This window comes from [Clostridium] saccharolyticum WM1 (genome assembly GCF_000144625.1).
Classification (GTDB): domain Bacteria; phylum Bacillota; class Clostridia; order Lachnospirales; family Lachnospiraceae; genus Lacrimispora; species Lacrimispora saccharolytica.
On record NC_014376.1, the window covers coordinates 3,363,089 to 3,385,070 of the forward strand.

At 49.0% G+C, this 21,982-nt stretch carries 29 protein-coding genes and 1 pseudogene; 25 read left to right on the forward strand and 5 right to left on the reverse strand.

Annotated elements, in window-relative coordinates:
* Positions 1-7: 7 nt before the first annotated feature.
* From cpaB to CLOSA_RS15635, 10 genes are all read left to right on the forward strand, one after another.
* Complete coding sequence (gene cpaB / locus CLOSA_RS15590) at positions 8-841, forward strand: Flp pilus assembly protein CpaB (RefSeq protein WP_013273722.1); 834 nt, start codon at positions 8-10, stop codon at positions 839-841.
* Complete coding sequence (locus CLOSA_RS15595; protein WP_013273723.1) at positions 842-1,657, forward strand: AAA family ATPase; 816 nt, start codon at positions 842-844, stop codon at positions 1,655-1,657. It begins immediately after the preceding gene.
* Positions 1,654-3,006 (forward strand): CpaF/VirB11 family protein, encoded by a 1,353-nt coding sequence (locus CLOSA_RS15600; RefSeq protein WP_013273724.1) that lies wholly within the window; start codon positions 1,654-1,656, stop codon positions 3,004-3,006. The genes CLOSA_RS15595 and CLOSA_RS15600 overlap by 4 nt, the downstream gene beginning before the upstream one ends.
* A complete protein-coding gene (locus CLOSA_RS15605; RefSeq protein ID WP_013273725.1) occupies positions 3,003-3,932 on the forward strand; it encodes a type II secretion system F family protein in 930 nt (309 codons plus the stop codon). The genes CLOSA_RS15600 and CLOSA_RS15605 overlap by 4 nt, the downstream gene beginning before the upstream one ends.
* A gap of 2 nt (positions 3,933-3,934) precedes the next feature.
* On the forward strand, positions 3,935-4,807 hold the full coding sequence (locus CLOSA_RS15610; RefSeq protein WP_204593061.1) for a secretion protein F: 873 nt from the start codon (positions 3,935-3,937) through the stop codon (positions 4,805-4,807).
* Positions 4,808-4,819: 12 nt separating this feature from the next.
* Positions 4,820-5,215 (forward strand): DUF4320 family protein, encoded by a 396-nt coding sequence (locus tag CLOSA_RS15615; protein WP_013273727.1) that lies wholly within the window; start codon positions 4,820-4,822, stop codon positions 5,213-5,215.
* Positions 5,212-5,772 (forward strand): hypothetical protein, encoded by a 561-nt coding sequence (locus tag CLOSA_RS15620; RefSeq protein WP_013273728.1) that lies wholly within the window; start codon positions 5,212-5,214, stop codon positions 5,770-5,772. The genes CLOSA_RS15615 and CLOSA_RS15620 overlap by 4 nt, the downstream gene beginning before the upstream one ends.
* Positions 5,773-5,874: 102 nt before the next feature.
* A complete protein-coding gene (locus tag CLOSA_RS15625) occupies positions 5,875-6,393 on the forward strand; it encodes a DUF6550 family protein (RefSeq protein ID WP_013273729.1) in 519 nt (172 codons plus the stop codon).
* Between the two features lie 69 nt (positions 6,394-6,462).
* Entirely contained in the window at positions 6,463-8,199 is a 1,737-nt protein-coding gene (locus CLOSA_RS15630) for a hypothetical protein (RefSeq protein WP_041708664.1), read from the forward strand.
* Positions 8,200-8,281: 82 nt separating this feature from the next.
* Positions 8,282-8,620 carry a DUF3852 domain-containing protein gene (locus tag CLOSA_RS15635; RefSeq protein ID WP_013273731.1) on the forward strand — a complete coding sequence of 113 codons (339 nt, stop codon included), beginning with the start codon at positions 8,282-8,284 and terminating at the stop codon, positions 8,618-8,620.
* Positions 8,621-8,680: 60 nt separating this feature from the next.
* Here the strand turns inward: CLOSA_RS15635 and CLOSA_RS15640 are convergent, their stop codons facing one another.
* From CLOSA_RS15640 to CLOSA_RS15645, 4 genes and pseudogenes are all read right to left on the reverse strand, one after another.
* Complete coding sequence (locus CLOSA_RS15640) at positions 8,681-9,355, reverse strand: class I SAM-dependent methyltransferase (protein WP_013273732.1); 675 nt, start codon at positions 9,353-9,355, stop codon at positions 8,681-8,683.
* A gap of 114 nt (positions 9,356-9,469) precedes the next feature.
* On the reverse strand, positions 9,470-9,640 hold the full coding sequence (locus CLOSA_RS22990) for a hypothetical protein (protein ID WP_013273733.1): 171 nt from the start codon (positions 9,638-9,640) through the stop codon (positions 9,470-9,472).
* Between the two features lie 136 nt (positions 9,641-9,776).
* Positions 9,777-9,899 (reverse strand): annotated as a pseudogene (locus CLOSA_RS22425) (DUF2992 family protein); the annotation flags it as partial.
* Between the two features lie 90 nt (positions 9,900-9,989).
* Entirely contained in the window at positions 9,990-10,601 is a 612-nt protein-coding gene (locus tag CLOSA_RS15645) for a hypothetical protein (protein WP_013273734.1), read from the reverse strand.
* Between the two features lie 101 nt (positions 10,602-10,702).
* On the opposite strand from CLOSA_RS15645, the gene CLOSA_RS15650 reads away from it, so the two are divergent.
* The 4 genes from CLOSA_RS15650 to CLOSA_RS15665 are packed head-to-tail and all read left to right on the forward strand — an operon-like array spanning position 10,703 to position 13,033.
* Positions 10,703-11,605 (forward strand): conjugal transfer protein TrbL family protein, encoded by a 903-nt coding sequence (locus tag CLOSA_RS15650; RefSeq protein WP_013273735.1) that lies wholly within the window; start codon positions 10,703-10,705, stop codon positions 11,603-11,605.
* Positions 11,602-12,168: a DUF7768 domain-containing protein gene (locus tag CLOSA_RS15655; protein WP_013273736.1), complete on the forward strand. Its 567-nt coding sequence runs from the start codon at positions 11,602-11,604 to the stop codon at positions 12,166-12,168. The genes CLOSA_RS15650 and CLOSA_RS15655 overlap by 4 nt, the downstream gene beginning before the upstream one ends.
* A gap of 12 nt (positions 12,169-12,180) precedes the next feature.
* A complete protein-coding gene (locus CLOSA_RS15660; RefSeq protein ID WP_013273737.1) occupies positions 12,181-12,459 on the forward strand; it encodes a hypothetical protein in 279 nt (92 codons plus the stop codon).
* A complete protein-coding gene (locus CLOSA_RS15665; protein WP_013273738.1) occupies positions 12,443-13,033 on the forward strand; it encodes a hypothetical protein in 591 nt (196 codons plus the stop codon). Before CLOSA_RS15660 ends, CLOSA_RS15665 begins: the two co-directional genes overlap by 17 nt.
* Before the next feature lie 73 nt (positions 13,034-13,106).
* Here CLOSA_RS15665 and CLOSA_RS15670 read toward each other — a convergent pair whose 3' ends face one another.
* Positions 13,107-13,583 (reverse strand): SAM-dependent methyltransferase, encoded by a 477-nt coding sequence (locus CLOSA_RS15670; protein WP_013273740.1) that lies wholly within the window; start codon positions 13,581-13,583, stop codon positions 13,107-13,109.
* A 112-nt stretch (positions 13,584-13,695) separates the two neighbouring features.
* Here CLOSA_RS15670 and CLOSA_RS15675 point away from each other — a divergent pair, with 112 nt between their 5' ends.
* From CLOSA_RS15675 to CLOSA_RS15725, 11 genes are all read left to right on the forward strand, one after another.
* Positions 13,696-15,525 carry a VirB4 family type IV secretion system protein gene (locus CLOSA_RS15675; RefSeq protein ID WP_013273741.1) on the forward strand — a complete coding sequence of 610 codons (1,830 nt, stop codon included), beginning with the start codon at positions 13,696-13,698 and terminating at the stop codon, positions 15,523-15,525.
* An 18-nt stretch (positions 15,526-15,543) separates the two neighbouring features.
* A complete protein-coding gene (locus CLOSA_RS15680; RefSeq protein ID WP_013273742.1) occupies positions 15,544-16,578 on the forward strand; it encodes an amidoligase family protein in 1,035 nt (344 codons plus the stop codon).
* Between the two features lie 26 nt (positions 16,579-16,604).
* The gene (locus CLOSA_RS15685; protein WP_013273743.1) at positions 16,605-17,108 is read left to right on the forward strand and encodes a gamma-glutamylcyclotransferase family protein; all 504 of its coding nucleotides are present in this window, start codon (positions 16,605-16,607) and stop codon (positions 17,106-17,108) included.
* Between the two features lie 6 nt (positions 17,109-17,114).
* The gene (locus tag CLOSA_RS15690; protein WP_013273744.1) at positions 17,115-18,206 is read left to right on the forward strand and encodes a M23 family metallopeptidase; all 1,092 of its coding nucleotides are present in this window, start codon (positions 17,115-17,117) and stop codon (positions 18,204-18,206) included.
* A gap of 15 nt (positions 18,207-18,221) precedes the next feature.
* Positions 18,222-18,845 carry a DUF6329 domain-containing protein gene (locus CLOSA_RS15695; RefSeq protein WP_013273745.1) on the forward strand — a complete coding sequence of 208 codons (624 nt, stop codon included), beginning with the start codon at positions 18,222-18,224 and terminating at the stop codon, positions 18,843-18,845.
* Positions 18,846-18,864: 19 nt separating this feature from the next.
* The gene (locus tag CLOSA_RS15700; RefSeq protein WP_013273746.1) at positions 18,865-19,113 is read left to right on the forward strand and encodes a DUF6103 family protein; all 249 of its coding nucleotides are present in this window, start codon (positions 18,865-18,867) and stop codon (positions 19,111-19,113) included.
* A gap of 393 nt (positions 19,114-19,506) precedes the next feature.
* Complete coding sequence (locus tag CLOSA_RS15705) at positions 19,507-19,920, forward strand: ribbon-helix-helix domain-containing protein (RefSeq protein WP_172634804.1); 414 nt, start codon at positions 19,507-19,509, stop codon at positions 19,918-19,920.
* A gap of 104 nt (positions 19,921-20,024) precedes the next feature.
* Positions 20,025-20,312 (forward strand): hypothetical protein, encoded by a 288-nt coding sequence (locus tag CLOSA_RS15710; RefSeq protein ID WP_012104183.1) that lies wholly within the window; start codon positions 20,025-20,027, stop codon positions 20,310-20,312.
* 154 nt (positions 20,313-20,466) lie between these two features.
* Entirely contained in the window at positions 20,467-20,910 is a 444-nt protein-coding gene (locus tag CLOSA_RS15715) for a GNAT family N-acetyltransferase (RefSeq protein WP_013273747.1), read from the forward strand.
* Positions 20,911-20,970: 60 nt separating this feature from the next.
* On the forward strand, positions 20,971-21,393 hold the full coding sequence (locus tag CLOSA_RS15720; protein ID WP_013273748.1) for a GNAT family N-acetyltransferase: 423 nt from the start codon (positions 20,971-20,973) through the stop codon (positions 21,391-21,393).
* A 49-nt stretch (positions 21,394-21,442) separates the two neighbouring features.
* Positions 21,443-21,733 (forward strand): hypothetical protein, encoded by a 291-nt coding sequence (locus CLOSA_RS15725; protein WP_013273749.1) that lies wholly within the window; start codon positions 21,443-21,445, stop codon positions 21,731-21,733.
* Positions 21,734-21,982 lie beyond the last annotated feature (249 nt).

Here is a 21,982-nt window from a genome sequence, read left to right on the forward strand (position 1 = left end):
TTAAGCTATGAGCTTTTTCAAGAATAGAACGGTCATCGGCGTGATCTGCATTGTGCTGTCGCTTCTGATCTGCTTTGCAATCACGCCGCTGTTCAACCAAAGCATCACCCAGAAAACCGAGATTGTAAGGGTGACCAAGCCCATTAAAATCGGAGAAACCATCACCAAGGACATGGTGCAGACCGTGGAGGTGGGCGGCTACAATCTGCCGGAGGATGTGGTCAGGCATACGGACACCGTCATCGGTAAATTTGCCTCCGCCGACTTAGCACCGGGAGATTACATCATCGCCTCCAAAATCGCCGATGCCCCTGCTGCGGAAAACGCCTACCTCTATAACCTGACCGGAGAAAAACAGGCCATTTCCGTATCGGTCAAGAGCTTTGCCGCAGGGCTGTCCGGTAAGCTGATCTCAGGGGATATCGTGTCCATAGTTGCCCCGGATTACAAAAAGCAGGGCGTGACGGTCATCCCGCCTGAGCTGCAGTATGTGGAGGTCATCGCCGTCACCGCAGACAGCGGCTACGATGCCAACCAGCAGAACGGGAAATCTAATCCGTCTTCGGAGCAGGCAGATGCGGATGAAAAGGAGCTGCCTGCCACCGTCACTTTGCTGGTCACACCGGAGCAGAGCAAAATCCTTGCCGAACTGGAAGCGAACGGTACCCTCCATGTGTCCCTTGTTTACCGTGGCAGCAAGGAAAATGCTGCGAAGTTTACTGAGGCACAGGACTCGGTGCTTTCCAAGCTGTATCCGGAGGAAATGGAATCTCAGGAAAGCGAGGATGCCAGTCAGCCGGAAACGCCTGCAAAACCACCGGTGGAAAGCGGGGCTGAGTAAATGCTGAACTTCAAAAAAGGCGGCCTGTTCAGCCGCAAGAACAATTCTGAGTTACAGGAGACAGAACCGGATAAAGGCGTACAGGTACTGGCGGTTTGGGGCAGCCCCGGCTGCGGCAAAACCACGGTGGCGGTGAAGTTGGCGAAATATCTGGCAGACAGAAAAAAGAATGTGGTACTGCTGCTCTGTGACTGCACCACACCAATGCTTCCCTGCATCTGTCCGCCCGGTGATTTGGAGGGAAATCATTCCCTCGGCAGTATTCTGGCCGCCAATTCTATCACCGAATCGCTGGTGAAAAACAACTGCAATACCCATAAGCGCATGAGTCATCTGGCGGTCATCGGACTACAAAAGGGCGAAAACGAAAACTACTTCCCTCCAGTGGATGAAAAGCTGCTCCGGGAGCTGATCGAAGTGCTACGTGATATGGATAGTCACATCATCATCGACTGCGGCAGCGCCATCTATTTTGACGAGCTGTCCACCATCGCCATTCTGGAGGCCGATGCGGTGCTGCGGCTCATAGGCTGCGATCTGAAATCGGTGAGTTATCTGTCCAGCCAGCAGGAATATCTGCGTATGGCAGGCTTTGACTTTGACAAACTGTACAAGGCGGTTAGCAATGTAAAATCCAACGAAGCCAGCCAGAACATGGAGCAGGTGCTGGGCAGCGCTGTGTTTACCCTTCCGCACTCCCCGGAGCTGGAGGCTCAAGTGCTGGCCGGGAATCTATTCGCAGATTTGTCCCTGAAAGACAGCCGGGGCTTCCGAAAAGAGATACAGAAAATCTCTGAGGAGGTGTTCGGCGTATGAGCAGGCATAATCTGTTTTTTACTCCAGAGCAGGAAATCGGAGATTTTCACGGCGTGCTGCAAAAGGTGCAGGAATATATCGCCGGTCAGCACAGCGAGCTGCTGTCGGACGGCAACGCCGCCGAAGCTAAGGCCAACATCAAGAGGTACATCACCAAATTTGTGCAGGACAGCCGTGTGGCGGTCAAAGGCATGACACAGCAGCAGTTGGTGGATGCCCTGTATACGGAAATGGCCGAATACTCCTTTTTAACAAAATATATCTTTGCGGACGAAATCGAAGAAATCGACATCAACAGCTGGCGGGATATTGAAATCCAGTATGCCGGTGGGCGCTGCGAAAAGCTACTGGAGCACTTTGACAGCCCCGAACACTGCATCAACGTGCTGCGCCGGATGCTTCATGTGTCCGGTACGATTCTGGATGATCAGTCCCCGCTGGTGGTCGGCACCCTTGCGGAAAATATCCGGATTGCGGTGATGAAAAGCCCTATTGTGGATGCCGGTGTGGGTGCGGCGGCTTCCATTCGTATTGTGAATCCCAATCACATGGAAAAAGAGGATTTCATAGACGGAGGCACGGCTACCGCTGAAATGCTGGATTTGCTCTCGGAGTTCATCCGCTACGGCATTTCGGTGTGTATTGCGGGGGCTACCAGCAGCGGTAAAACTACGGTGGCAGGCTGGCTTTTAACCACTATCCCTGACAACAAGCGAATCTTCACCATTGAAAACGGCAGCCGGGAGCTTTCCCTCATCCGGGAAAAGGACGGCAGGGTCACCAATTCCGTGGTGCATACCCTCACTCGCAACAGCGAGAACGAGCTGTATCGTATCGAGCAGATCGACCTTGTGGACATCTCCCTGCGCTTCAACCCCGACATTATCGTGGTCGGCGAAATGCGTGGTGCGGAGGCCAACGCCGCACAGGAGGTAGCACGAACCGGCGTGGCGGTGGTCACCACCATCCACTCCAACTCCTGCGAATCCACCTACCGCCGCATGGTTTCCCTGTGCAAACGAGCCGTGGATATGTCGGACGAAACCCTCATGGGCTATGTGACCGAGGCCTATCCCATTGTCGTGTTCTGCAAGCAGCTGGAAAACAAACAGCGCAGGCTGATGGAAATCATGGAATGTGAAATTTTGCCGGATAACAGCCGGAATTACCGCACCCTGTTCCGGTATGAGATTACCGAAAACCGTTATGAGAACAATCAGTTTTTCATTACCGGACACCATGTAACGGTGAATCCCATCTCCGACAGCCTGTGCAAACGGCTGCTGGAAAACGGGATGCCGCAGGAACGTATCAACGCCATCAGGAAAGGAGGGCAAATATCCGTATGACAACCATTCAACTTTTGGCCTGTGCCGGAATGATTACAGGCTTTTTTCTATTGCTCGGCCTAAAGCCGATGGAATTCACCGATGGGCTGTTTTCCTTTCTCACCAGAGAAAAGAAATCCATTAGAGATGAAATCAAGGCGGCACAGCGCCACCAAAAGCCGGGATTTTTGAAGCGGCAAATCCAGATGGCGCAGGAGGTGCTGGCCATGACCGGCAGGAGCAGCCGCTTTTCTTTGATTTGTGTCTGCTCCCTGCTACTGTTTGCCATCGGTGCCGCTATCGCCATTGTGATGGGCAACTTTTTTCTGGCTCCGGTGATGGCTGTGGGCTTTATGATGCTGCCCTTTTGGTATGTGCAGCTTACCGCCAGCCATTTCAAAAAAGATATTGCCGCCGAGCTGGAAACGGCGCTCTCCATCGTAACCACAGCCTACCTGAGAAGTGAAAATATCCTCACGGCTGTGGAGGAAAATCTCCACTATTTAAACCCGCCGGTGCATCAGGTGTTCAAGGATTTTGTCCTGCGGGTGAAACTGATTGATCCGGATGTGCTGGAGGCCATCAAGGTGCTGCGCACCAAAATCGACAACGAGGTGTTCCGGGAATGGTGCGATGCCCTGTGCGACTGCCAGCATGACCGCAGCCTGAAAGTCACACTGACTCCTATCGTCAGCAAGCTCAGTGATATGCGGATTGTCAACGGCGAGCTGGAATACCTTGTGTTTGAACCCCGCAAGGAATTTATTATCATGGTTATCTTTGTAATCGGCAACATTCCGCTGATGTATCTCCTCAATAAAAGCTGGTACGATACGCTGATGCATACTCCACTGGGGCAAATCATTCTGGCCATCAGCGCCGCCCTGATTTTTATCTCTACGGCCTGCGTGATACGGCTCACCAAGCCCATTGAGTACAGGAGGTGATGGTGATGGGATTACTGTTTTTATTCGGAGTCACCTTAGCGGCTGGGCTGTTCTTTATTCTTTTGGATCTGCTGCGTCTGCCGTACCTCAGCACTGCCAAGGCCATGCTGAACACCACAAGGTCGGAGAAAAAAGCGGCAAGGGGCTTGGAAGCCTACCTCATGACTTGGGCGGTAAAGCTCGCAAGGCTCATCCGCATGGACGAATACCGCAGACATCAGCTGAAAAATGTGCTGAAAGCCACCGGCATGAACATGGAGCCGGAGGTCTATCAGGCGTATGCGCTGGTGAAATCCGGCGTGATTCTGCTGCTGGCGATTCCGGCAGGGTTTATCTTTCCTTTGCTGGTGCCGGTGGTGGTGTTCCTTGGGGTCATGGTGTATTTCAAAGAAACTAAAAAGGCAGACGAAAAGCTGTCCGCCAAGCGAGCTTCCGTGGAAAAGGAGCTGCCCCGCTTTGTTGCCAACATCGAACAGGAGCTGAAAGCCTCCCGTGATGTGCTGGCCATCATAGAGAACTACAAGAAAAATGCCGGGGAAGCTTTTGCCAGTGAGCTGACCATGCTGGCAGCGGATATGCGTTCCTCCAGCTACGAGGCCGCCCTTACCCGGTTTGAGGCAAGACTCAATTCGCCCATGCTATCGGATGTGGTGAGAGGCCTCATCGGTGTGCTGCGTGGAGATGACAGCACGGTGTATTTTCAGATGCTGGCACATGACTTCAAGCAGCTGGAACTGCAGAAGCTCAAGGGTGAAGCACAGAAAATACCGCCCAAAATCCGTGTGTTTTCCTTCCTCATGCTGATGTGCTTTCTCTTTACCTATCTGGCCATCATTGCCTATGAGATCATCAAGTCCCTCGGTGGGATGTTTTAGGGAGGGGTGAGCATGAAGAAAATCTTAAAATCCAAACATGGTGAGGGCTACATTGATGTATGTGTCCTTGTCCTTTGCGCCATGCTGGTGATTGCGCTGGCTGTGCAGGTGCTGCCGGTGTTTATAGCAAAGAATCAGCTGGACACCTATGCTACCGAGCTGTGCCGGGAAGCGGAAATCAGCGGCAGGGTGGGCAGTGAAACCAGCCGCCGTGCTGCGGTTCTCACCGAGCAGACCGGGTTGAGTCCCCGGATTTCATGGTCAAAGACCGGCAATATCCAGCTCAATCAGGAAGTTACTGTGACACTGACCTTGGACAAGAATATTGGGCTGTTCGGCGGGTTCGGTTCGTTCCCTATCACCCTGCGCTCGGAGGCCTCCGGGAAAAGTGAGGTGTACCACAAATGACCAAACTAAGACACATTCTTAGGGATAAGGCCGGGAACGGCTTCCCTTTGGTGGTAGCCATTACGCTGGTGCTTGTGATTATCCTGTGCGGCATAATGGAGTTTTTTCGGCTGAATATCATTGCCGCCGGTGTAAAAGAAGCCTTGGAGGGTGCCATTACTGTAACAGTCAACGACAACTATGCCGATGTGTATCACGGTGTGCGAGAGGGCTACAGTGGCGGCTACCAACCGGACGGCTCCTCCTTTTCCTACAGCGTAAAGACCGGCGATATTTACAGTTACATGGATGGTGTCCTCGGTACAAAAAATGTCGGAGGCAGCCATGTGAAATATGCCGGGGAGGCTTTGGAGTACAAACTCTCCGGCTTGGATGTTACCATCCGAAATGCGCCGCTGGCTCCGTCCTTCCCTAAAAACGCACAGCGCTTTGAAGCAGATGCGGTAATATGGCTGGAGGTACCGGTCTATTTCGGCGGCAAGGAGCTGGCTCCCATGAAGATCAAGCTCAAGGTTCAGGCGGGATACACTGAAGTATTCGGTGAAAGTGACGTTTGACATGACTGTTCGGGAAATTGTCTGGACTTCCGAAAAAATATATAGTATCGTAAGAAATGCAAAGAGGTAGCATTTTACACTTCTTCAAAGGAGGTTGTCTATATGAGTGAGAAAACAAAAAGGAGGCTCGCCATTGCGGGCGCTTCGGTGATTTGCATAGCGTTAGTCGTTGCCATCGGAATGCGGTTTGCCAAGGAACCCGCAAAGCCGGATGCTTCCTCGCAGGAGCCGGTCAGCACTTCGGATGTGGCTCCTGATATACAGAATAGCACAGAGAAAAAAGAGGTAGTGGTTTCTCCGCAGCCAACACCGGAGTCGAATACATCGGAAACACTGCCGTCCCAAACCGATCTGCCTGAGCAGAAGCTCCAGCTCGATCCGGTAAAGCCGGAAGCTCCTAAAAAGCCTGAACTGCCCAAGGATGCAGATACCACCAACCCATCCAAGCCGCCGGAATATAAGGCAGAGGATACGGAAAAGAAGCCGACATCTTCAGAGAGTGTATCGCAAAGCAACGGCGGCCTGCCGGGCTTTGATAACGTACCGGACGGCGGTGCCAATCAGGTGATTGAAGTTGATGGCGATGGTGATATTAACAAGCAGGTCGGAGAAATGGATTAATAAAAAATATATTAGTAGCAAGGAAACACGGTTTAACACCGTGTTTTTTTGTTGCGGAAAGGATAATTTATGAAGCGATTTATGGGAGTGCTGCTCTCAATGGCTATCCTGTTCGCTGCTGTTTTTCCTATAAGTGCTTATGCCGATACGGGTGGCAGCGGCAACGTAGACGGCGGTGGCGGTGGCATGGGTGATGGTACCAGCACCAACTCGTGGACTCCAGGCAATGAGGGTGTGCGGGTGACAGTGGTTCGGGCAAGTGATCATGCAGTGGTTACGGCTTCTTTTGATTTTACCAACAAAGCACCGAATTCATCTATATACAACTTTGGAAAGGTCAGCAAGCTACAATATAACGGTGGTAGATCGTTGTCGCCTGTCAAGGGTGGATATATTGCAATTAAACCAGCGCAAACCATGCCGAAGATCATCAGCACCAATGGAAGCAACAATATCGAAGCTATTAAAAAATATTTCTGTTCCGAATATGTGGTCAAGCGTATCGCAGAGATTACCGGTATGAGCTACGATGTGCTGATTGGCGGCGAGTATAAAATATTGCTGGAACCTATCGCCTATTACAAATTTGAGGGTGTGATGATTGCTACCACAGCCACGGAAGCCGCCATGTATGACGAACGGGTTGGGGGTCTCCTGCGCAGAAGAATGGTATCCCTTTCCCATAAAAATCTGCCCCTTGCCATGTTCTTGGAGGTGGCCGATCTCGGCTATCCGGCATGGTCAGGAAGCCGAAACAAGGCTGCCTCCAATTCGGAAATCAAGGATGCCCTCGGCCTTGGCATCGTGCGGTTTAAGGACATGCCTGCAGAGCCGCCCAATGTTTCCGTGTATGACTACGAATACCGGGTCAACACCGAGGTCATCACGGCGGTAACTGTCAGCGGAGGTCAGAGCGATCCGGATCATCCGGTGTCCGCCACCTTCTATGTGAATGGCAGAAGCTATCGGGTCAGCAACATCTACTATCCCGATGGCGACAGCCAGCTGGCGTGGATACGCTGGACAGCGCCAAGCACCCCACAGCAGATGACCATCACGGTTACTGTGTCTGGAGGCGGCAGCTCCAGCAAGGCAACAATTAATGTAAATATTGTTGACCTTGATAAGAATCCGCCGCCCAATCCTGTGGCGAATGACCGCAATGACAGCTTTAGAAAGTCCGCTGTTCCCAACAATCCGCAGCAGACCTCTGCCAACTGGACAGTGTGGCGTCCTTGGTGGCAGGAGCATTGGGTCTGGCACAGCAAGTGGGTATGGGTTGGAAGCAGCGAAAATGGCCATTGGGTTGATAGAGGAAAATGGGTAGACGAGGGATGGTGGGAGTTTGACCTCGACCGGTATCAGGCCAGCCTTTCAGCAAGCATGACAATCCAGCCCGATAACAAAAGCCCCACCGCCAGCGGAAAAACCATGAAGTCGGGCTATGGCATCAATCAGACGGTTTCCGCCAGAGTTAGCACCAATCAATCCTCGGCGGTAACCGGGGCGCAGACTGCGGTGACCTATTTCCCGGAATTCGGGTATCAAACCTACTGGCGGCTGCTGGAGCGTATGAGTTCAGGCTACAGTGCCCGGTTTGAATTTCAGAAAAACTCCTACAGCACCTATAACCGCAGGACGCATTTTTCACCCATCTGGTTCCCTGACGGAAGCTATACCCCGTACACATGGCTGATAGACAGCTGGACACCCACCGGAATGCTTTCCATGAACCTTACGGACAACGTCACCATCCGGGATAATTTGTGGAGCGACTGGCACATTGCGCCGCAGAAACCCCATTAAAAACAGAGAAATAGCAAGGCCGCAGCGAATCAAAAACTGCGGCCTTGCTATTCTCAACCCTATAAAGAAAGGTGGAAAATCCATGAAATCAAAACGAATTGCGATGCTCCTGTGCATGGTTCTGATGCTGTGCCTGATGTTCAGCACAACGGCCTATGCAGCAGGAAGCGGCGATGTGGCCGGAGCGATTGAGGGAACGTGGTCAACCGCGTCCCAACAAATCAAAACCGTGGTCAATAAGGTAGTGTTCCCTGCCATCGACTTGATTCTGGCGGTGTTTTTCTTTGCCAAGTTAGGCACATGTTATTTTGAATATCGCAAACATGGTCAGATGGAATGGGCGGCTCCAGCGATCCTGTTTGCTTGCCTTGTGTTCACGCTGACGGCTCCCTTATATATCTGGACTATCCTCGGAATGTGATGAAATGAGCAGGCCGAATCCTCATAAAAAGATTCGACCTGCTCGACAAATTGTATTTGTTTATTTCTTCTGCCAAATAAGTGAATAGCGCCAGAATAATTTGCGATGCACTATTGCACCTGGAAGATGTTGTGCAACGAAAGAGCGAATCTCATGAATGGTCATGTAACTGTCGTGCTCTCCATGTTTCCTCCATACAGCAGTTGTGTGAGGATCGTCCTTATGCAGACTACCGTTCTTGATTAAGTTCATAATTACATTAGGCAATGCGGCAAATCCCCAAACAAAATGGTCGGCTATCGAATTGGCTTTTGCTAGATCGAGCAAAATTAGTTTACCACCAGGTCGCAGTTTATCCTTTGCAAACTCCAGTAGCCAGTCGTATGGAAGATGATGTGCAGTGGCTGTTGAGATTATGATGTCAAACGACGATGTAGCATAATTCATATCCAGAATATTTCCGCAGATATATTCGATGTTATCAGCCGCGTTATTGGAGCGGGCATATTCTATCATCTTGTCTGCGAGATCAACAGCAATTACTTTCTTCGCGTTTTTAGACAATAAGGCAGACAGTTCTCCTTTTCCACATCCGATATCAAGACAAGTTCCTACACCAGCAGGTACATGTTGTAACAGATAAGGAAAGTAGCAATTATTGTGATTCCACTTTGGGTCGTCGCCTAATTCGGCAATTTCATTAAAATCTGATCTAACAATATCATAATTTTCCATTATTAAATTACCCCGATAAATTCCTGTTTATCTCTATCATACCATACGCTGTTAAGTTTTTCCACCACCCTTATGCAAGTATTGACTGGCAGGTGCTGGGGATGTAGCGGAGGTTTACTCCTCCGACTTATCAGTCAGGCACAGTGGCGTATCGTCTGCATCCATATATGTTTCCTCGCACTCCTGCTGGACGGTACGCATCATACAAGCAGCTTGAGAAACGAGCTTCTCGGCATTAGTTACTGCGTTAAACATTTTATAATAAAGTTTTTTGTAATCTGCCACACAAGTACCTCCTTTGAAATTATTCCGGCGGCTTCCGTTGTGTGGTATTAAAGCTCTGAAAAAACGGATTGTCAAGTCATAAATCAGAGAAGAAAAACTAGCCCGGTGCTTAGAAGATAGCAAAGCACAGGAGGTTTTAATGCCCCCTGTGCTTTTCCTTGCGTTTTTCCTGACGTAAAGCAAACTGGCGCTCTTTTTCAGCTTTTTGTTGCTCACGTGTCTTGCGTTCCAGTTTTCCCTGCTCCTGTTGAAGTTTAAACTTTATTTTAGCACTCTAACACACAAAAAGCAAGTTATGTATAACGGTTTTGGTGAAACCATTGACTGTCAGGGACTAGGGATGTAGTCATTAGTCCTTATAAATATCATCTTCAATACGCTTATATGTGTAATAATTAGGCATAACCCATTTGATCGAAATGAGGATAATCATGGAAACAACACATTCTATTCCACTAAGACCCATAAATATCATAGAAATGTTTTTGAAGATGTTCCCCCACTGAAAGGATTCCTCGCAAACTGACAAGAGCTTTTCGGGTGCACTGAAAAGCAAGGCAAATGAGGATAGTGCAACATAGTCAAAGCTACTCAAATAGGCTGTATGTGTTGCACCAAAGACCGTGTGCATTCTATCTGTTGCTCTGAATGGTTTATTGTAGAAAATTTTACTTTCAAGTTTTTTTAAAACTGAGTAAGCAATGAATGAAATAAAGCTGGTGGAGGTACTAATCCAAAACAAGAAAATCGCACAGTACCATACCACTAATGCAACATCTGAAATGAGTTTGACATCAGCCAACACCAAATATTTAACAAATATATCTTTCAAAGGGAAAAAAATCGATGTTGCAAGCAATAGTGTAAATAGACAGTTTAAAAAAGAAACAACTCTCGATATAGTATGATCATTTCTATCGGAAATCCCCTTAACCACAGCAGACATAAACGAATTTAGCATATAATTTCAGCCCCTTTTAAACAGCTTTTTATTTTTTATTATACTAGAGCAAAAGGTTATTATCAAATTATTACATTTAAAGAAAGGAGTGAAAACTCTAAATGTTCATATGGGATTTTGTCGCCGACACTGTTCTCGGTCAGATTGTGGATTGGATCTACGGTCAGATCGTGGGCTTCCTCGGCGACTTTTTTATGCAGATGGGAAACATGGGTGCCGACCTGTTCGAAATGAGCTGGGTACAATCCATTGTGCTATTCTTCTCCTATCTGGCGTGGGCGCTATACGGTGTCGGCCTTGTGGTGGCAGCCTTTGAATGCGGAATTGAATCACAGTCCGGCAGAGGCAGCATCAAGGATACTGCCCTCAACGCTATCAAGGGCTTCATGGCTGTGGGGCTGTTCACTACGGTGCCGGTGGAGCTGTATAAGCTGTCGGTGTCTTTGCAGGGCAGCTTTACTGCCGGGATTACCGGCCTTGGAACCGACTTCGGAACGGTAGCCCAAGGTATCATTGCATCGTTGCAGGATGCGGGAAATCTGGAGCAGGCCATGACCAGCAATGTATTCGGCGGCTTGAACACAATCACCAGCCCTATCATGATGATTTTTATTCTCATCCTTATGGGCTATGCGGTCATTAAGGTGTTCTTTGCCAATCTCAAGAGGGGCGGCATCCTCCTCATCCAGATTGCGGTGGGGAGCCTGTATATGTTCAGCGTTCCCCGTGGCTATATTGACGGCTTCGTTTCATGGTGCAAGCAGGTGATTGGGCTGTGCCTTACGGCATTCCTGCAGGCAACGGTGCTGATTGCCGGACTCATGGTTGTAAAAGACCATGCCCTGCTGGGGCTTGGCTTGATGCTGGCAGCTGGTGAAATTCCTCGCATTGCCGGACAGTTCGGACTGGATACCAGCACAAAAGCCAACCTCATGAGTACCGTGTATGCGGCGCAAACTGCGGTGAATATGACCAAAACGGTGGTACAGGCGGTGGCAAAATGAGTGAAAATAAGCTGGTCTATATCGCATCCCCATATGCCGGTGAAATACAAAAGAATGTAGAATTTGCAAAGGCGGCCTGCCGGTATGCAATGGAGCAGAATTGTACGCCGGTAGCTGTTCATCTTCTGTATCCGCAGTTTTTAGATGATAATGATTCTGCCCAGCGGGAAGCCGGTCTTTGCATGGGGCATCGTGTGCTGGAGGCCTGCGATGAGCTGTGGCTCTGCGGCAGCCGGATTTCCACCGGCATGGCAATGGAACTTCAGGAAGCCAAAAAGCTGGGTATTCCTGTCCGAAAGATATCCGCAGAACAAATCCAAGGAGGTTTTACGATGGAAAACAAATATGGTGTATGGGCGATGCGCAGCGCCGGTTCGGTGTGCGGAGCTGCTCAGAGCTGGTGCAAGCACGGCGGCAAGCCGATGGAGTTTGAGTCGATGGAACAGGCTGAAAGCTATGCCAAGCAGTTAAACGAATCCTGTTATTCCCCAAATGTACACTATGCCGCAAAAGAAATGGAACCGGAGCTGAACCAAGGCTCCGGTTTTTCCATGCGGATGTAAGGGAGGTGCCTCATGTATATCTACCCCGATCACTTAAGGGCAAAAGCAACCTTGTGGCTGTGGCAGCTGCGGGATATCGGCATCATCGGCGTCGCGCTGCTTCTCTCTGTGCTTGCGGTTTCACAGCTGGGATTTGTGCTACCCATCGTGCTGACCGCCGTCTATGCCTTTTTAACGATCCGATTTGAGGACACAAGCATTCTGGATTTTCTCCGATATGCCTGTGCTTTTTTTATCACCAAGCAGCAATTCTATGAATGGAGGTATACACCCAATGCGCAGGAACGATAAGGCAGAAGCAAAAAAACGAGCCTCCACCCGGCAACTCATCGGCACCAAGGAAATCACCGAGTACAGCCTGCAGACCTATGGGCATGGGAAGCTGGTGTATTTCATTATCAAGCCCAGCAACATATCGGTGCTGTCGGAAGCCAGCATCAGCACCCGCATCTATGCCCTGATGACAGTGCTGAAAGGCATTGCAGAAATTGAAATGCTGTGCTTAAACAGCCGGGAGAACTTCGAGGACAATAAGCGGTTTCTCCGCAACCGCATGGAGCAGGAGCAGAATCCTGTGGTGCGGAAGCTACTCGAAAAAGACCTGTCCTTCCTTGACCGGATACAGGTGCAGATGGCCACCGCAAGGGAGTTTTTAATCCTGATCCGCCTGCGGAATGAAAAGGAAAAAGAGGTGTTTCCTTATCTATCCCGCATTGAGAAGTCCCTCAAAGAGCAGGGCTTTTCCGTAAAGCGAGCGGACAAGGAGGATATCAAGCGCATCCTTGCGGTTTACTTCGAGCAGAATGTCACGACCGAGAAGTTCGAGGATTTTGATGGGGAAAGGTGGATGATTCTGAATGAATAGAGATAATAATTTGATAGAGGAAAAGCTGGTCTCCTGCAATAGGAAACCAGCTTTTCACTATAATCAGTTGTTCTTAGAAATTAAAGACCTTACTCCAGTCGAAGTCTCCTGATGCTTCAACATCCTTTGGCCAGCTGGCGCACCAATCTGGAACAATAGGACGCTCAACCCGATCAAAGCTCGGCGTATAAGGTTTGATGTCGATAACCGGAGTTCCGTCTTCTGCATCAATAAAAGCCAAACCTATGATTCCGTTATCGCAATCCAGATAAGTGATATAGGTACAAGTAAGTGCGATTGGATTTGGACGCTCTGGAGAACGTGTCGCAAAAGTTCCTAAAGTATCCGGAGAGCCTTTGTAAGGGCTTTTTTCAATGAGTTTTGAACGAGAGCCTTCATTATCACTTTGATGAAACCACCAAAGAACGTTAATGTAACCAAAGCCTTCAAGGTTCGTAAGAGCTGGGATGAACTCTTTTTCCATTTCTATGCGCATTCCACTCTCATCTGAACGCACTTTCCCGATTGATTTTACTGTGAATTTCTCCATAAATAAATCTCCTATTCAGTTTATTTACGGCGCCGTTATATTCAGTATATCAATGTGTTTTTATACTACAACCCCTTTTTTGAATTATTTCTAATGAAAGGATAAATCTCATATGTCAAGAAAAAGAAAGCCCCAATCTCCACCGCAGGAGGATGCCAGAATCCAAGAGTTTCTGGATATGATTGCCCCCTCGGTGATTAAATTCAACACCGACTACTTCATCTGCGGGAACACCTACCGCTGCGTTTGGGCACTGCGGGAGTATCCAACCGCCACGGAGGAACAGGCCATCCTCCGTCACTTGGGAGAAAAGGATGGTGTGACCCTGCGTATCTATACCCGCCATGTCACGCCGGTGGAGGAAAAGAAAATCATCAGCAACGCCGCCAACAAAAACCGCCTGAGCAAGTCCAATACCAGCGATTTGCAGCAGACCGTCATGGCCGAAAGCAATCTGCAGGATGTGGCCACCATTGTGGCGCAGGCACACCGAAACCGGGAACCCTTCATCCACTCTGCTGTGTATATTGAGCTATCGGCACACGATCTGGATCAGCTCAAGCTGTTGCAGACCGAGGTCATGACCGAGCTGATCCGCAGCAAGCTCAACGTCGACCGACTGATGCTCCGCCAGCAGCAGGGCTTCCAGTGCGTGATGCCCAGCGGCTTTAATGTGTTTCGTGACCAGTTCGAGCGTGTCCTCCCGGCAAGCTCTGTGGCGAATCTCTATCCCTTCAATTACTCCGGCAAGACGGATGCCAATGGCTTCTATGTGGGGCGGGATAAGTTTGGCAGCAATGTGCTGGTGGACTTCAACAAGCGATCCGATGACAAGACCAATGCCAACATCCTGATTCTCGGCAACAGCGGTCAGGGCAAGAGCTATCTGCTCAAGCTCATCCTGTGCAATCTGCGGGAATCCGGCATGAATGTGTGCGCTCTTGATCCCGAAATGGAGTACGAGGATCTGACAAACAACCTCGGCGGCTGCTTCATCGACCTCATGTCCGGGGAATTCATTATTAATGTGCTGGAGCCGAAAACATGGGATGAAAACGGCAGCCCGGAGGATAAGGATGCGCCTCAAACCTTCCGCATCAGCAGCAAGCTCAGTCAGCACATTTCCTTTCTCAAGGATTTTTTCAGGACATACAAGGACTTTTCTGACCGGGAGATTGACACCATCGAAATCATGCTGCAAAAGCTGTATGCCAAGTTCGGCATCAACGACAGCACCAAGTTCGACCACCTGACCGCTAAGGACTATCCCATTCTGTCCGACCTGTATGCGCTGATTGAGGAAGAATACAAGGCCTTTGACGAAAGCAGCCGCCAGCTCTATACCGCAGAGCTGCTCCAAAATATCCTGCTGGGGCTGCACTCCATCTGCAAAGGTGCGGAGTCGAAATTCTTTGACGGACACACCAATATCACCGATTCCAGCTTTGTGACCTTTGGCGTGAAAGGATTGCTGCAGGCCAGCAAGAGTCTGAAAAACGCCCTGCTGTTCAACATTCTGTCCTACATGAGCAACGAGCTTCTCACCAATGGCAACACCGCCGCCAGCATTGATGAGTTCTATCTGTTCCTTACGAACCTCACCGCTGTGGAATACGTCCGCAACTTTTCCAAGCGTGTGCGCAAAAAGGATTCGGCGGTTATCATTGCCTCGCAGAATCTGGAGGACTTCAACATTGAGGGCATCCGGGAATACACGAAGCCCCTGTTCAGCATCCCTACTCATCAGTTTCTGTTCAACGCCGGGAATATTGATGCCAAGTTTTACATCGATACCCTCCAGCTGGAGCAGAGCGAATACAACCTCATCCGTTATCCGCAGCGTGGTGTGTGCCTCTACAAATGCGGCAATGAGCGTTACAACCTGATGGTCAATGCCCCGGAGCATAAGGCAAAGCTGTTCGGAAAGGCAGGTGGCCGTTAATGGGAGGTGAAAGAAAAAATGGACATGAAAGCCCAGCGCTTCGGCATTGAGGTCGAGCTGACCGGCATCACCCGCAAGGCTGCCGCCGATATTGCTGCCACCTATTTCGGCACAACAGCTGTGTATGACGGCAGCTATTACGATACCTATTCCGCTATCGACTCCCAAGGCCGCAAGTGGAAATTCATGAGTGATGCCAGTATTACTCCGGAGAGAAAAAATGGCAGACAGACGGTATCCGCCTCTTCGGAATATAAAACAGAGATGGTCAGCCCCATCTGCCGTTGGGAGGACATCGAAAAAGTGCAAGAGCTGGTGCGCAAGCTCCGGGAAGCCGGTGCCATTTCCAACAGCTCCTGCGGCATCCATGTTCATGTGGATGCCTCGCCCTTTGATGCCAATACCCTGCGGAACATCACGAACATCATGGCTGCCAAGGAAGATTTGATTTATAAGGCGCTGCAGGTGTCCGTGGCCAGACAGCACCGCTGGTGCAAGCCGGTGGACAACCGTTTTCTGGAGGAACTGAACAGCAGAAAGCCCCGGACACTGGATCAGGTCAGTCGCATTTGGTACAACGGCGAGAGCCGCAGCAACATACACTATGATGACAGCCGGTACCACTGCCTGAATCTTCATTCGGTGTTTCAGAAAGGTACGGTGGAGTTCCGTTTGTTCAACGGAACCACACATGCCGGGAAAATCAAGGCCTATATTCAGCTGTGCATGGCCATATCCGCACAGGCGCTCAATCAACGCTGTGCCAGCCGAACCAAGACACAGACCACCAACGAGAAGTACACCTTTCGCACTTGGCTGTTGCGCTTGGGGCTGATTGGGGATGAATTCAAGACCGCCCGTGAGCATCTGCTGAAGAATTTGGACGGCTGCATCGCTTGGCGTGATCCGGCACAGGCAGAAAAGCAAAAGGAACGGATGCGGCAGAAAAAAGAAAAAGAGCTGGATCAGGCACGGCAGGAAGCACAGCCGTCCGCTCCCGAACCAACCGAAGCCGAGGCAGAAGATGCCCCGGCTTTTACTATGCATATGTAAATTTGTGTGAATGTAAGGAGGAAACCATGACAAAGAACCGCTTATACATTGCTTATGGCAGCAATCTTCATCTGCCGCAGATGGCGTTCCGCTGCCCTACCGCTAAGGTGGTGGGAGCCAGCGAGGTCAAAGGATATGAGCTGCTGTTCCGTGGCGGCAGCCGTGGTGCCGTTGCAACCATTGAGCCGCTGGAGGGTAGCTCCGTGCCTGTGCTTCTATGGAAGATCAGGCCGCAGGATGAGCTTTCCCTCGACCGTTACGAGGGATACCCGAACTTTTATCGCAAGGAAATGCTGGAGGTGGAGCTGAATGGCAAGCCGGTGAATGCGATGGTCTATGTCATGAATGACGGCAGGGAGTTCGGCGCACCCTCGGATTTTTATCTCCACACCATCGCCGAGGGCTATGAAACCGCAGGCTTTGATACGGATTTCCTGGATCAGGCGGTGGAGAAATCCATTCGGCTGGCACAGGAGCAGCAGGCTGTAGAAGATGCGCAGTTCAACCTTTGGCAGCAGAAATGGTGGTGATCCCCGATGGCAGACCCGGCAACCATTACCCTTGCGGTGAAAGCGGCAATCGCCGCCGCCACTGACAAACGGACATGGAAAGCGGTAGGTGTAGTCATCGCCGCCATTCTCACCCCGTTTATTTTAATCATCGTTATGATCATGAGCCTGCTTTCCGGTACCGCAGACCACAACAATTCCGCTGTGGATTTGAGCTTTCACGGCGGCAGCATTTCCTCGCAGGTGCCAGCTGAGTACCGGCAGTACATCGAGGATATGCGGGTCAGCTTTTCCGACTTGGATGATACTGTGTCTGAGATTACACCCATCATTGAAAGCGGCAGTATCGACAGCACCCGCATGAAGTCCATTTTTTATTCTCTGTATTTCGGCGCTGAAAATCTGCGGATGAACGCTTCCGATTACCGAGCCTTTGTAGATTGTTTCGTCCGGTACGAGGAGCGCACCGTCACCGATGAGGATGGCAATGAAACGGAGGAAACCTATACGGTAGCTGTTCCCATTACTGACCTGAATGAGATATATGCAAACCTTGAAAGCTCTCTTGGCAGAACCATCACAGAGGAAAATAAGGTGAATGCAGCGCAAATTTACAGCCGCGTGCTTTATGGTCACGGACTGCCAAGAGATGGAAGCATCGGCGAAGATGAATGGTTTGGCAGTGTGTTTGACGGTGAAATTTACACTGGCGGCGGTGATTTTGCCAGTCCCCTTGGAGCAAACTGGCGCAGCATGGTCACCTCAGAATTCGGCTGGAGGCCGAATCCGTTCGGCGGTGGCGGCGGCGAGGGTCACTCCGGGATTGATCTCGGCGCGCCCAAAGGCACACCCATTCAGGCTGTCCGTAACGGCGTGGTCAGTTATGTGAAGAACTCCGGCAGCAGCGGCTATGGCTACCATGTGGTTATTGATCATGGAGATGGCATGGTCACTTTATATGGTCACTGCTCCAAGGTATATGTTCGTTCCGGGCAGACGGTGCAGCAGGGCGATGTGATTGCCGCCGTCGGCAGCACCGGGCGAAGCACAGGAAACCACCTTCATTTGGAGGTGCGCATCGGCGGTAAGAAAGTGAATCCAAGACAGTTTTTGCCGTAAAGGAGGCGGCGTGATATGAAAGCAATCTTTGAAAGAAAGCCCTCAGATTTTAATCCACAGGACTTTGAGGTATCGAAAACCCTACGGCTTCCCGCTGAAGTTTTTGAAGCTGTGCTGGAAAATCCTCAGCGGGAGTATGACTTTATTCAGGAAAATATTGAGCAGATGCACTGCGACAGTAGTGGTGTGTATCACTGCCTGCTTCTCACCGGCGAGGGCAGAAATGACGGACTGCTGGTGGAATCGGAGGGTTACGGTTACTGCCGGTACGCCTCCTATGTTCCCAACATTTCCGGACTAATCACCCCGGGCAGCAGCCTGAAAGACCTTCTCCATGTCCGTTGGGAGGACATCCATCTGCTTCACAAGGATGTGGAGGTGCAGCCTGCCACCATCGTGGAGCTGGATGAGCATACCCTGACCAATGCCGGGAAAGAGGCGTGGACTGATATTTTGGATGCCGAAGTGGTCAAGATTTACAACGGCTACTACGGTTTGCAGATGGAGCTGGACAAGGTGAAGCCCTCCCGATTGGAGGAATTCTCGTCCATGCTTGCCGGGTACTGTCCGGTATCGGATTATGAAAAATGGGTCACGCAAGAGGGCGATGCGCCTTCCCAGTCACCCGAAATGAAATGATGAAATGGAGGAAAGTATAATGAAAAAAGCAACACTGACGGTCAGCTTTGACAGTGAAAAGCTGGATGCCCTGACCTATCACATGGGTAAAAAGGATGCGAATTTGCAGACAGAGCTGGAGGATACCGTCCAGAAGCTCTACGAAAAGCACGTTCCGCAGACCACCCGTGAGTACATTGACGATAAGCTCTCCCGTGAGGCCGCTGCAAAGCTCAAAAGGCCGATTCGCCCTGCTTCGGCAAGTGGTTCCGACAACAGGCTGGTGTAAGCAGAAACGCTGTCCGGGCATGTGAGCGGCGGTGTTGCCCTGTGTAGCCTTTTGGCAGGCGGGGTGGCATCCTGATACCTATTAGCATCGTATCGCCCACGTAGCGCCCGTGTGGAGAGAATGTGAGAAAGCCCCGGATGCGGTGAAGAATCCTCAGAATCAGGGCATTCCGGTAGGGTCGAAAGTGGTGCAGGTTAAAGGGTTTATGCTGCTTTGGCAGCCTAAACCCGAAAAACACCGACCGGCAAAGCCGTTCGGGGATTATGAAGTGACATAACTTTCTGCCCGAAGCCCTCATTTATTATGCTGGTTTCAGAAAAGGGCAAGGAAATCCGAGCATTTGCGGGGCTTGTTTTGCATACCGGGGCAGGAATCACAGAAAAAGGAGGCAGTATGGCAAAGGAACCGGAGAAAGTCCGCACCGGCTTTTATATCGAAAAGGAAGTACTGGAGCGGTGCGATGAGCTGCTGGAGCAAGCCAATGTGAAATCTCGCAATGAATTTGTCACCGAGGCGCTGAGGTTTTACTGCGGGTATCTTATCTCACAGAAAATTGAAAATTATCTGTTGCAGAGCTTATCCTCCGTTCTCGTCAGCACTATCCGGGATACGGAAAACCGTCTGGCCAGAATGGATTTTAAAATAGCCACCGAGCTTTCCAAGCTCTCTCATGTGGTGGCGTATACCCATGCGGTTGACGATCAGGCACTGCAAAGCCTACACTTAAAATGTGTGGAGGAAGTAAAACGGATCAACGGTGCGATTGATTTTGAAGATGCATATAACTACCAAAAGCGGCGAACCTAAAATTGTAAGATAAATTTGTTTCTTTTGGATATGGACTATGAAAGCATATCCGTTTATATGTTGGTGTACAGCATTGTAGTGCTGGGAAAGGAGATGAAAATGCGATGGAGAAGAGTGAAATCTTTGAAATGGCAGTCCGGGAACTGACGGAAGCTTCAATAGAAAAGCGCAAGGAAGTTCTGGATGACAATGAGCTGCAGCTTTATGCCGAGGTAAAGTCTCTCAGCGCACAGGCTCGTGAGATTTTGAAATCACTGCCGGAGGATCAGCAGAAATTTCTCACCGATTATTTTGAGAAAACAAATCTGATTGCGGATCACGAATGCCAGCACCTCTATGTGCAGGGCGCAAAGGACTGTGTGGAGCTACTCAAAAAACTTGGTGCGCTGTAACGAAACATAGGTAAGCGGCCTCTGCGGGAGTAGGGGCCGTTTTTCATATGCATAATTTCTTAATGATTTCTTTAGAGTAGGATGATATAATATTTCTAAACAAACGCAATGTTGTTTGCGGATAAATAAGAATTTAACAGGGGTAATTTATATAATGGAGCTAAAGTACAAACCAGCTAGAAATATGGATATTGAACCTATATTCAAACTTAATAAAGCACTAATTGACGAGTATGAAAACATAGAAATTATTGATTATCAGAAAGTTTTGTTATGGGTACGGAATAAGATTGAAACGCATATACAAGAGTATATATACGTTATGTTTAACGGAAAAAAAGTGGGATATTACTATTTCCATCATACAGATGGAAAAATGGAAATTGATGATTTGTATGTTTTCCCTCAATATCGAAATATGGGCATAGGAACAGAAATATTGAAAAAGTGTATTTCTGAAACGAACCTTCCCATTTTCCTTTATGTTTTTGCAAGCAACAAAAGAGCCATTGCTTTATATCAAAGGTTAGGTTTTGAGATAACAGAAACAATTAAAGGCTCTCGATATATTATGCAGCGTCAGGGGCTTTTCACATAATTCAAAGATATAGTAAATTTTGTTTAGCAAAGATGATATAATAAAAACGAAGGGGAAAAGATGATTTATAAAGAAAATATATTACAGTACGATGATTACTATAGATTAAGAAAAAGTGTAGATTGGAACAATTTCTCAAAAGAACAAACTATATCAGCACTTAAAAGAAGTCTTTATGATATAGTTGCGATTGATAATAAAACTGTTGTTGGTATGGGTAGATTAATTGGAGATGGCTTATATTACACAATTGTGGATATAGTAGTAATGCCTGAGTACCAGTCAAAAGGAATTGGCAGTGAACTGATCAAAAGAATACTAGACTATGTGGATAGCCAAACGCCGCTTTGTGGACGTGCCAGCATTCAATTAATTGCGGATAAAGGAAAAGAATCGTTTTATGAAAAAATGGGGTTCAAGAAAATCCCTCATGAGAATTGTGGTTCAGGTATGAGGAAAGTTATACGTAAAGGCGAAATCTAAACCTCGACTTATTAGGAGAGTATAAGAAACTCTCATTGGAGGTGGTATTTTGGCAAAGCATGATTTTGGAATCCTTGATCAGTTTGAAGAAAACATATGGTATCAGGAGTATGAGCCTGAAAAATATAACTGTATTTCTGTGGACATGGATGTGATGGATGAGGTCTTCGGCGTCTATCGGGAAGAAATAGAGCAAATCAAATCCTTTGCTTGCATTTCCACTCAGCCAATATGCGGGCTTGAAGAAAGCGGAATTACCCTCCATATTCTCTTAAATCCTTCTGTGATGTTATTACCAAAGCAAACCGCCAACTTCAATCACATCAGCTTATTTTATTGATTGATAAAATACAGGAAGCAATAAAAAATGATAAATACTTAATACATTTTGGCATATGAACGGTTCTTAATGAACGTATTCAAGGGCAAAAGGATAATTCCAATGAGCGACCCGTTGTCGCTCTTTTCTTTTACTCAAATTTGATAATACTGTTTTATTAATGTGATCGCCAAACAAATATAAGAAGTACTTGACTATCCCCTTGGGGGTTGGCTTAAGATAATTTTGAGAGCAATAAGAATCGTGTTA

What these genes read in the sequence shown, in the direction of transcription:
- cpaB (WP_013273722.1), top strand. Translation starts at nt 8, where the DNA reads ATGAGCTTTTTCAAGAATAGAACGGTCATCGGCGTGATCTGCATTGTG.
- CLOSA_RS15595 (WP_013273723.1), top strand. Translation starts at nt 842, where the DNA reads ATGCTGAACTTCAAAAAAGGCGGCCTGTTCAGCCGCAAGAACAATTCT.
- CLOSA_RS15600 (WP_013273724.1), top strand. Translation starts at nt 1,654, where the DNA reads ATGAGCAGGCATAATCTGTTTTTTACTCCAGAGCAGGAAATCGGAGAT.
- CLOSA_RS15605 (WP_013273725.1), top strand. Translation starts at nt 3,003, where the DNA reads ATGACAACCATTCAACTTTTGGCCTGTGCCGGAATGATTACAGGCTTT.
- CLOSA_RS15615 (WP_013273727.1), top strand. Translation starts at nt 4,820, where the DNA reads ATGAAGAAAATCTTAAAATCCAAACATGGTGAGGGCTACATTGATGTA.
- CLOSA_RS15620 (WP_013273728.1), top strand. Translation starts at nt 5,212, where the DNA reads ATGACCAAACTAAGACACATTCTTAGGGATAAGGCCGGGAACGGCTTC.
- CLOSA_RS15625 (WP_013273729.1), top strand. Translation starts at nt 5,875, where the DNA reads ATGAGTGAGAAAACAAAAAGGAGGCTCGCCATTGCGGGCGCTTCGGTG.
- CLOSA_RS15630 (WP_041708664.1), top strand. Translation starts at nt 6,463, where the DNA reads ATGAAGCGATTTATGGGAGTGCTGCTCTCAATGGCTATCCTGTTCGCT.
- CLOSA_RS15635 (WP_013273731.1), top strand. Translation starts at nt 8,282, where the DNA reads ATGAAATCAAAACGAATTGCGATGCTCCTGTGCATGGTTCTGATGCTG.
- CLOSA_RS15640 (WP_013273732.1), bottom strand. Translation starts at nt 9,355, where the DNA reads ATGGAAAATTATGATATTGTTAGATCAGATTTTAATGAAATTGCCGAA.
- CLOSA_RS15645 (WP_013273734.1), bottom strand. Translation starts at nt 10,601, where the DNA reads ATGCTAAATTCGTTTATGTCTGCTGTGGTTAAGGGGATTTCCGATAGA.
- CLOSA_RS15650 (WP_013273735.1), top strand. Translation starts at nt 10,703, where the DNA reads ATGTTCATATGGGATTTTGTCGCCGACACTGTTCTCGGTCAGATTGTG.
- CLOSA_RS15655 (WP_013273736.1), top strand. Translation starts at nt 11,602, where the DNA reads ATGAGTGAAAATAAGCTGGTCTATATCGCATCCCCATATGCCGGTGAA.
- CLOSA_RS15660 (WP_013273737.1), top strand. Translation starts at nt 12,181, where the DNA reads ATGTATATCTACCCCGATCACTTAAGGGCAAAAGCAACCTTGTGGCTG.
- CLOSA_RS15665 (WP_013273738.1), top strand. Translation starts at nt 12,443, where the DNA reads ATGCGCAGGAACGATAAGGCAGAAGCAAAAAAACGAGCCTCCACCCGG.
- CLOSA_RS15670 (WP_013273740.1), bottom strand. Translation starts at nt 13,583, where the DNA reads ATGGAGAAATTCACAGTAAAATCAATCGGGAAAGTGCGTTCAGATGAG.
- CLOSA_RS15675 (WP_013273741.1), top strand. Translation starts at nt 13,696, where the DNA reads ATGTCAAGAAAAAGAAAGCCCCAATCTCCACCGCAGGAGGATGCCAGA.
- CLOSA_RS15680 (WP_013273742.1), top strand. Translation starts at nt 15,544, where the DNA reads ATGGACATGAAAGCCCAGCGCTTCGGCATTGAGGTCGAGCTGACCGGC.
- CLOSA_RS15685 (WP_013273743.1), top strand. Translation starts at nt 16,605, where the DNA reads ATGACAAAGAACCGCTTATACATTGCTTATGGCAGCAATCTTCATCTG.
- CLOSA_RS15690 (WP_013273744.1), top strand. Translation starts at nt 17,115, where the DNA reads ATGGCAGACCCGGCAACCATTACCCTTGCGGTGAAAGCGGCAATCGCC.
- CLOSA_RS15695 (WP_013273745.1), top strand. Translation starts at nt 18,222, where the DNA reads ATGAAAGCAATCTTTGAAAGAAAGCCCTCAGATTTTAATCCACAGGAC.
- CLOSA_RS15700 (WP_013273746.1), top strand. Translation starts at nt 18,865, where the DNA reads ATGAAAAAAGCAACACTGACGGTCAGCTTTGACAGTGAAAAGCTGGAT.
- CLOSA_RS15705 (WP_172634804.1), top strand. Translation starts at nt 19,507, where the DNA reads ATGGCAAAGGAACCGGAGAAAGTCCGCACCGGCTTTTATATCGAAAAG.
- CLOSA_RS15710 (WP_012104183.1), top strand. Translation starts at nt 20,025, where the DNA reads ATGGAGAAGAGTGAAATCTTTGAAATGGCAGTCCGGGAACTGACGGAA.
- CLOSA_RS15715 (WP_013273747.1), top strand. Translation starts at nt 20,467, where the DNA reads ATGGAGCTAAAGTACAAACCAGCTAGAAATATGGATATTGAACCTATA.
- CLOSA_RS15720 (WP_013273748.1), top strand. Translation starts at nt 20,971, where the DNA reads ATGATTTATAAAGAAAATATATTACAGTACGATGATTACTATAGATTA.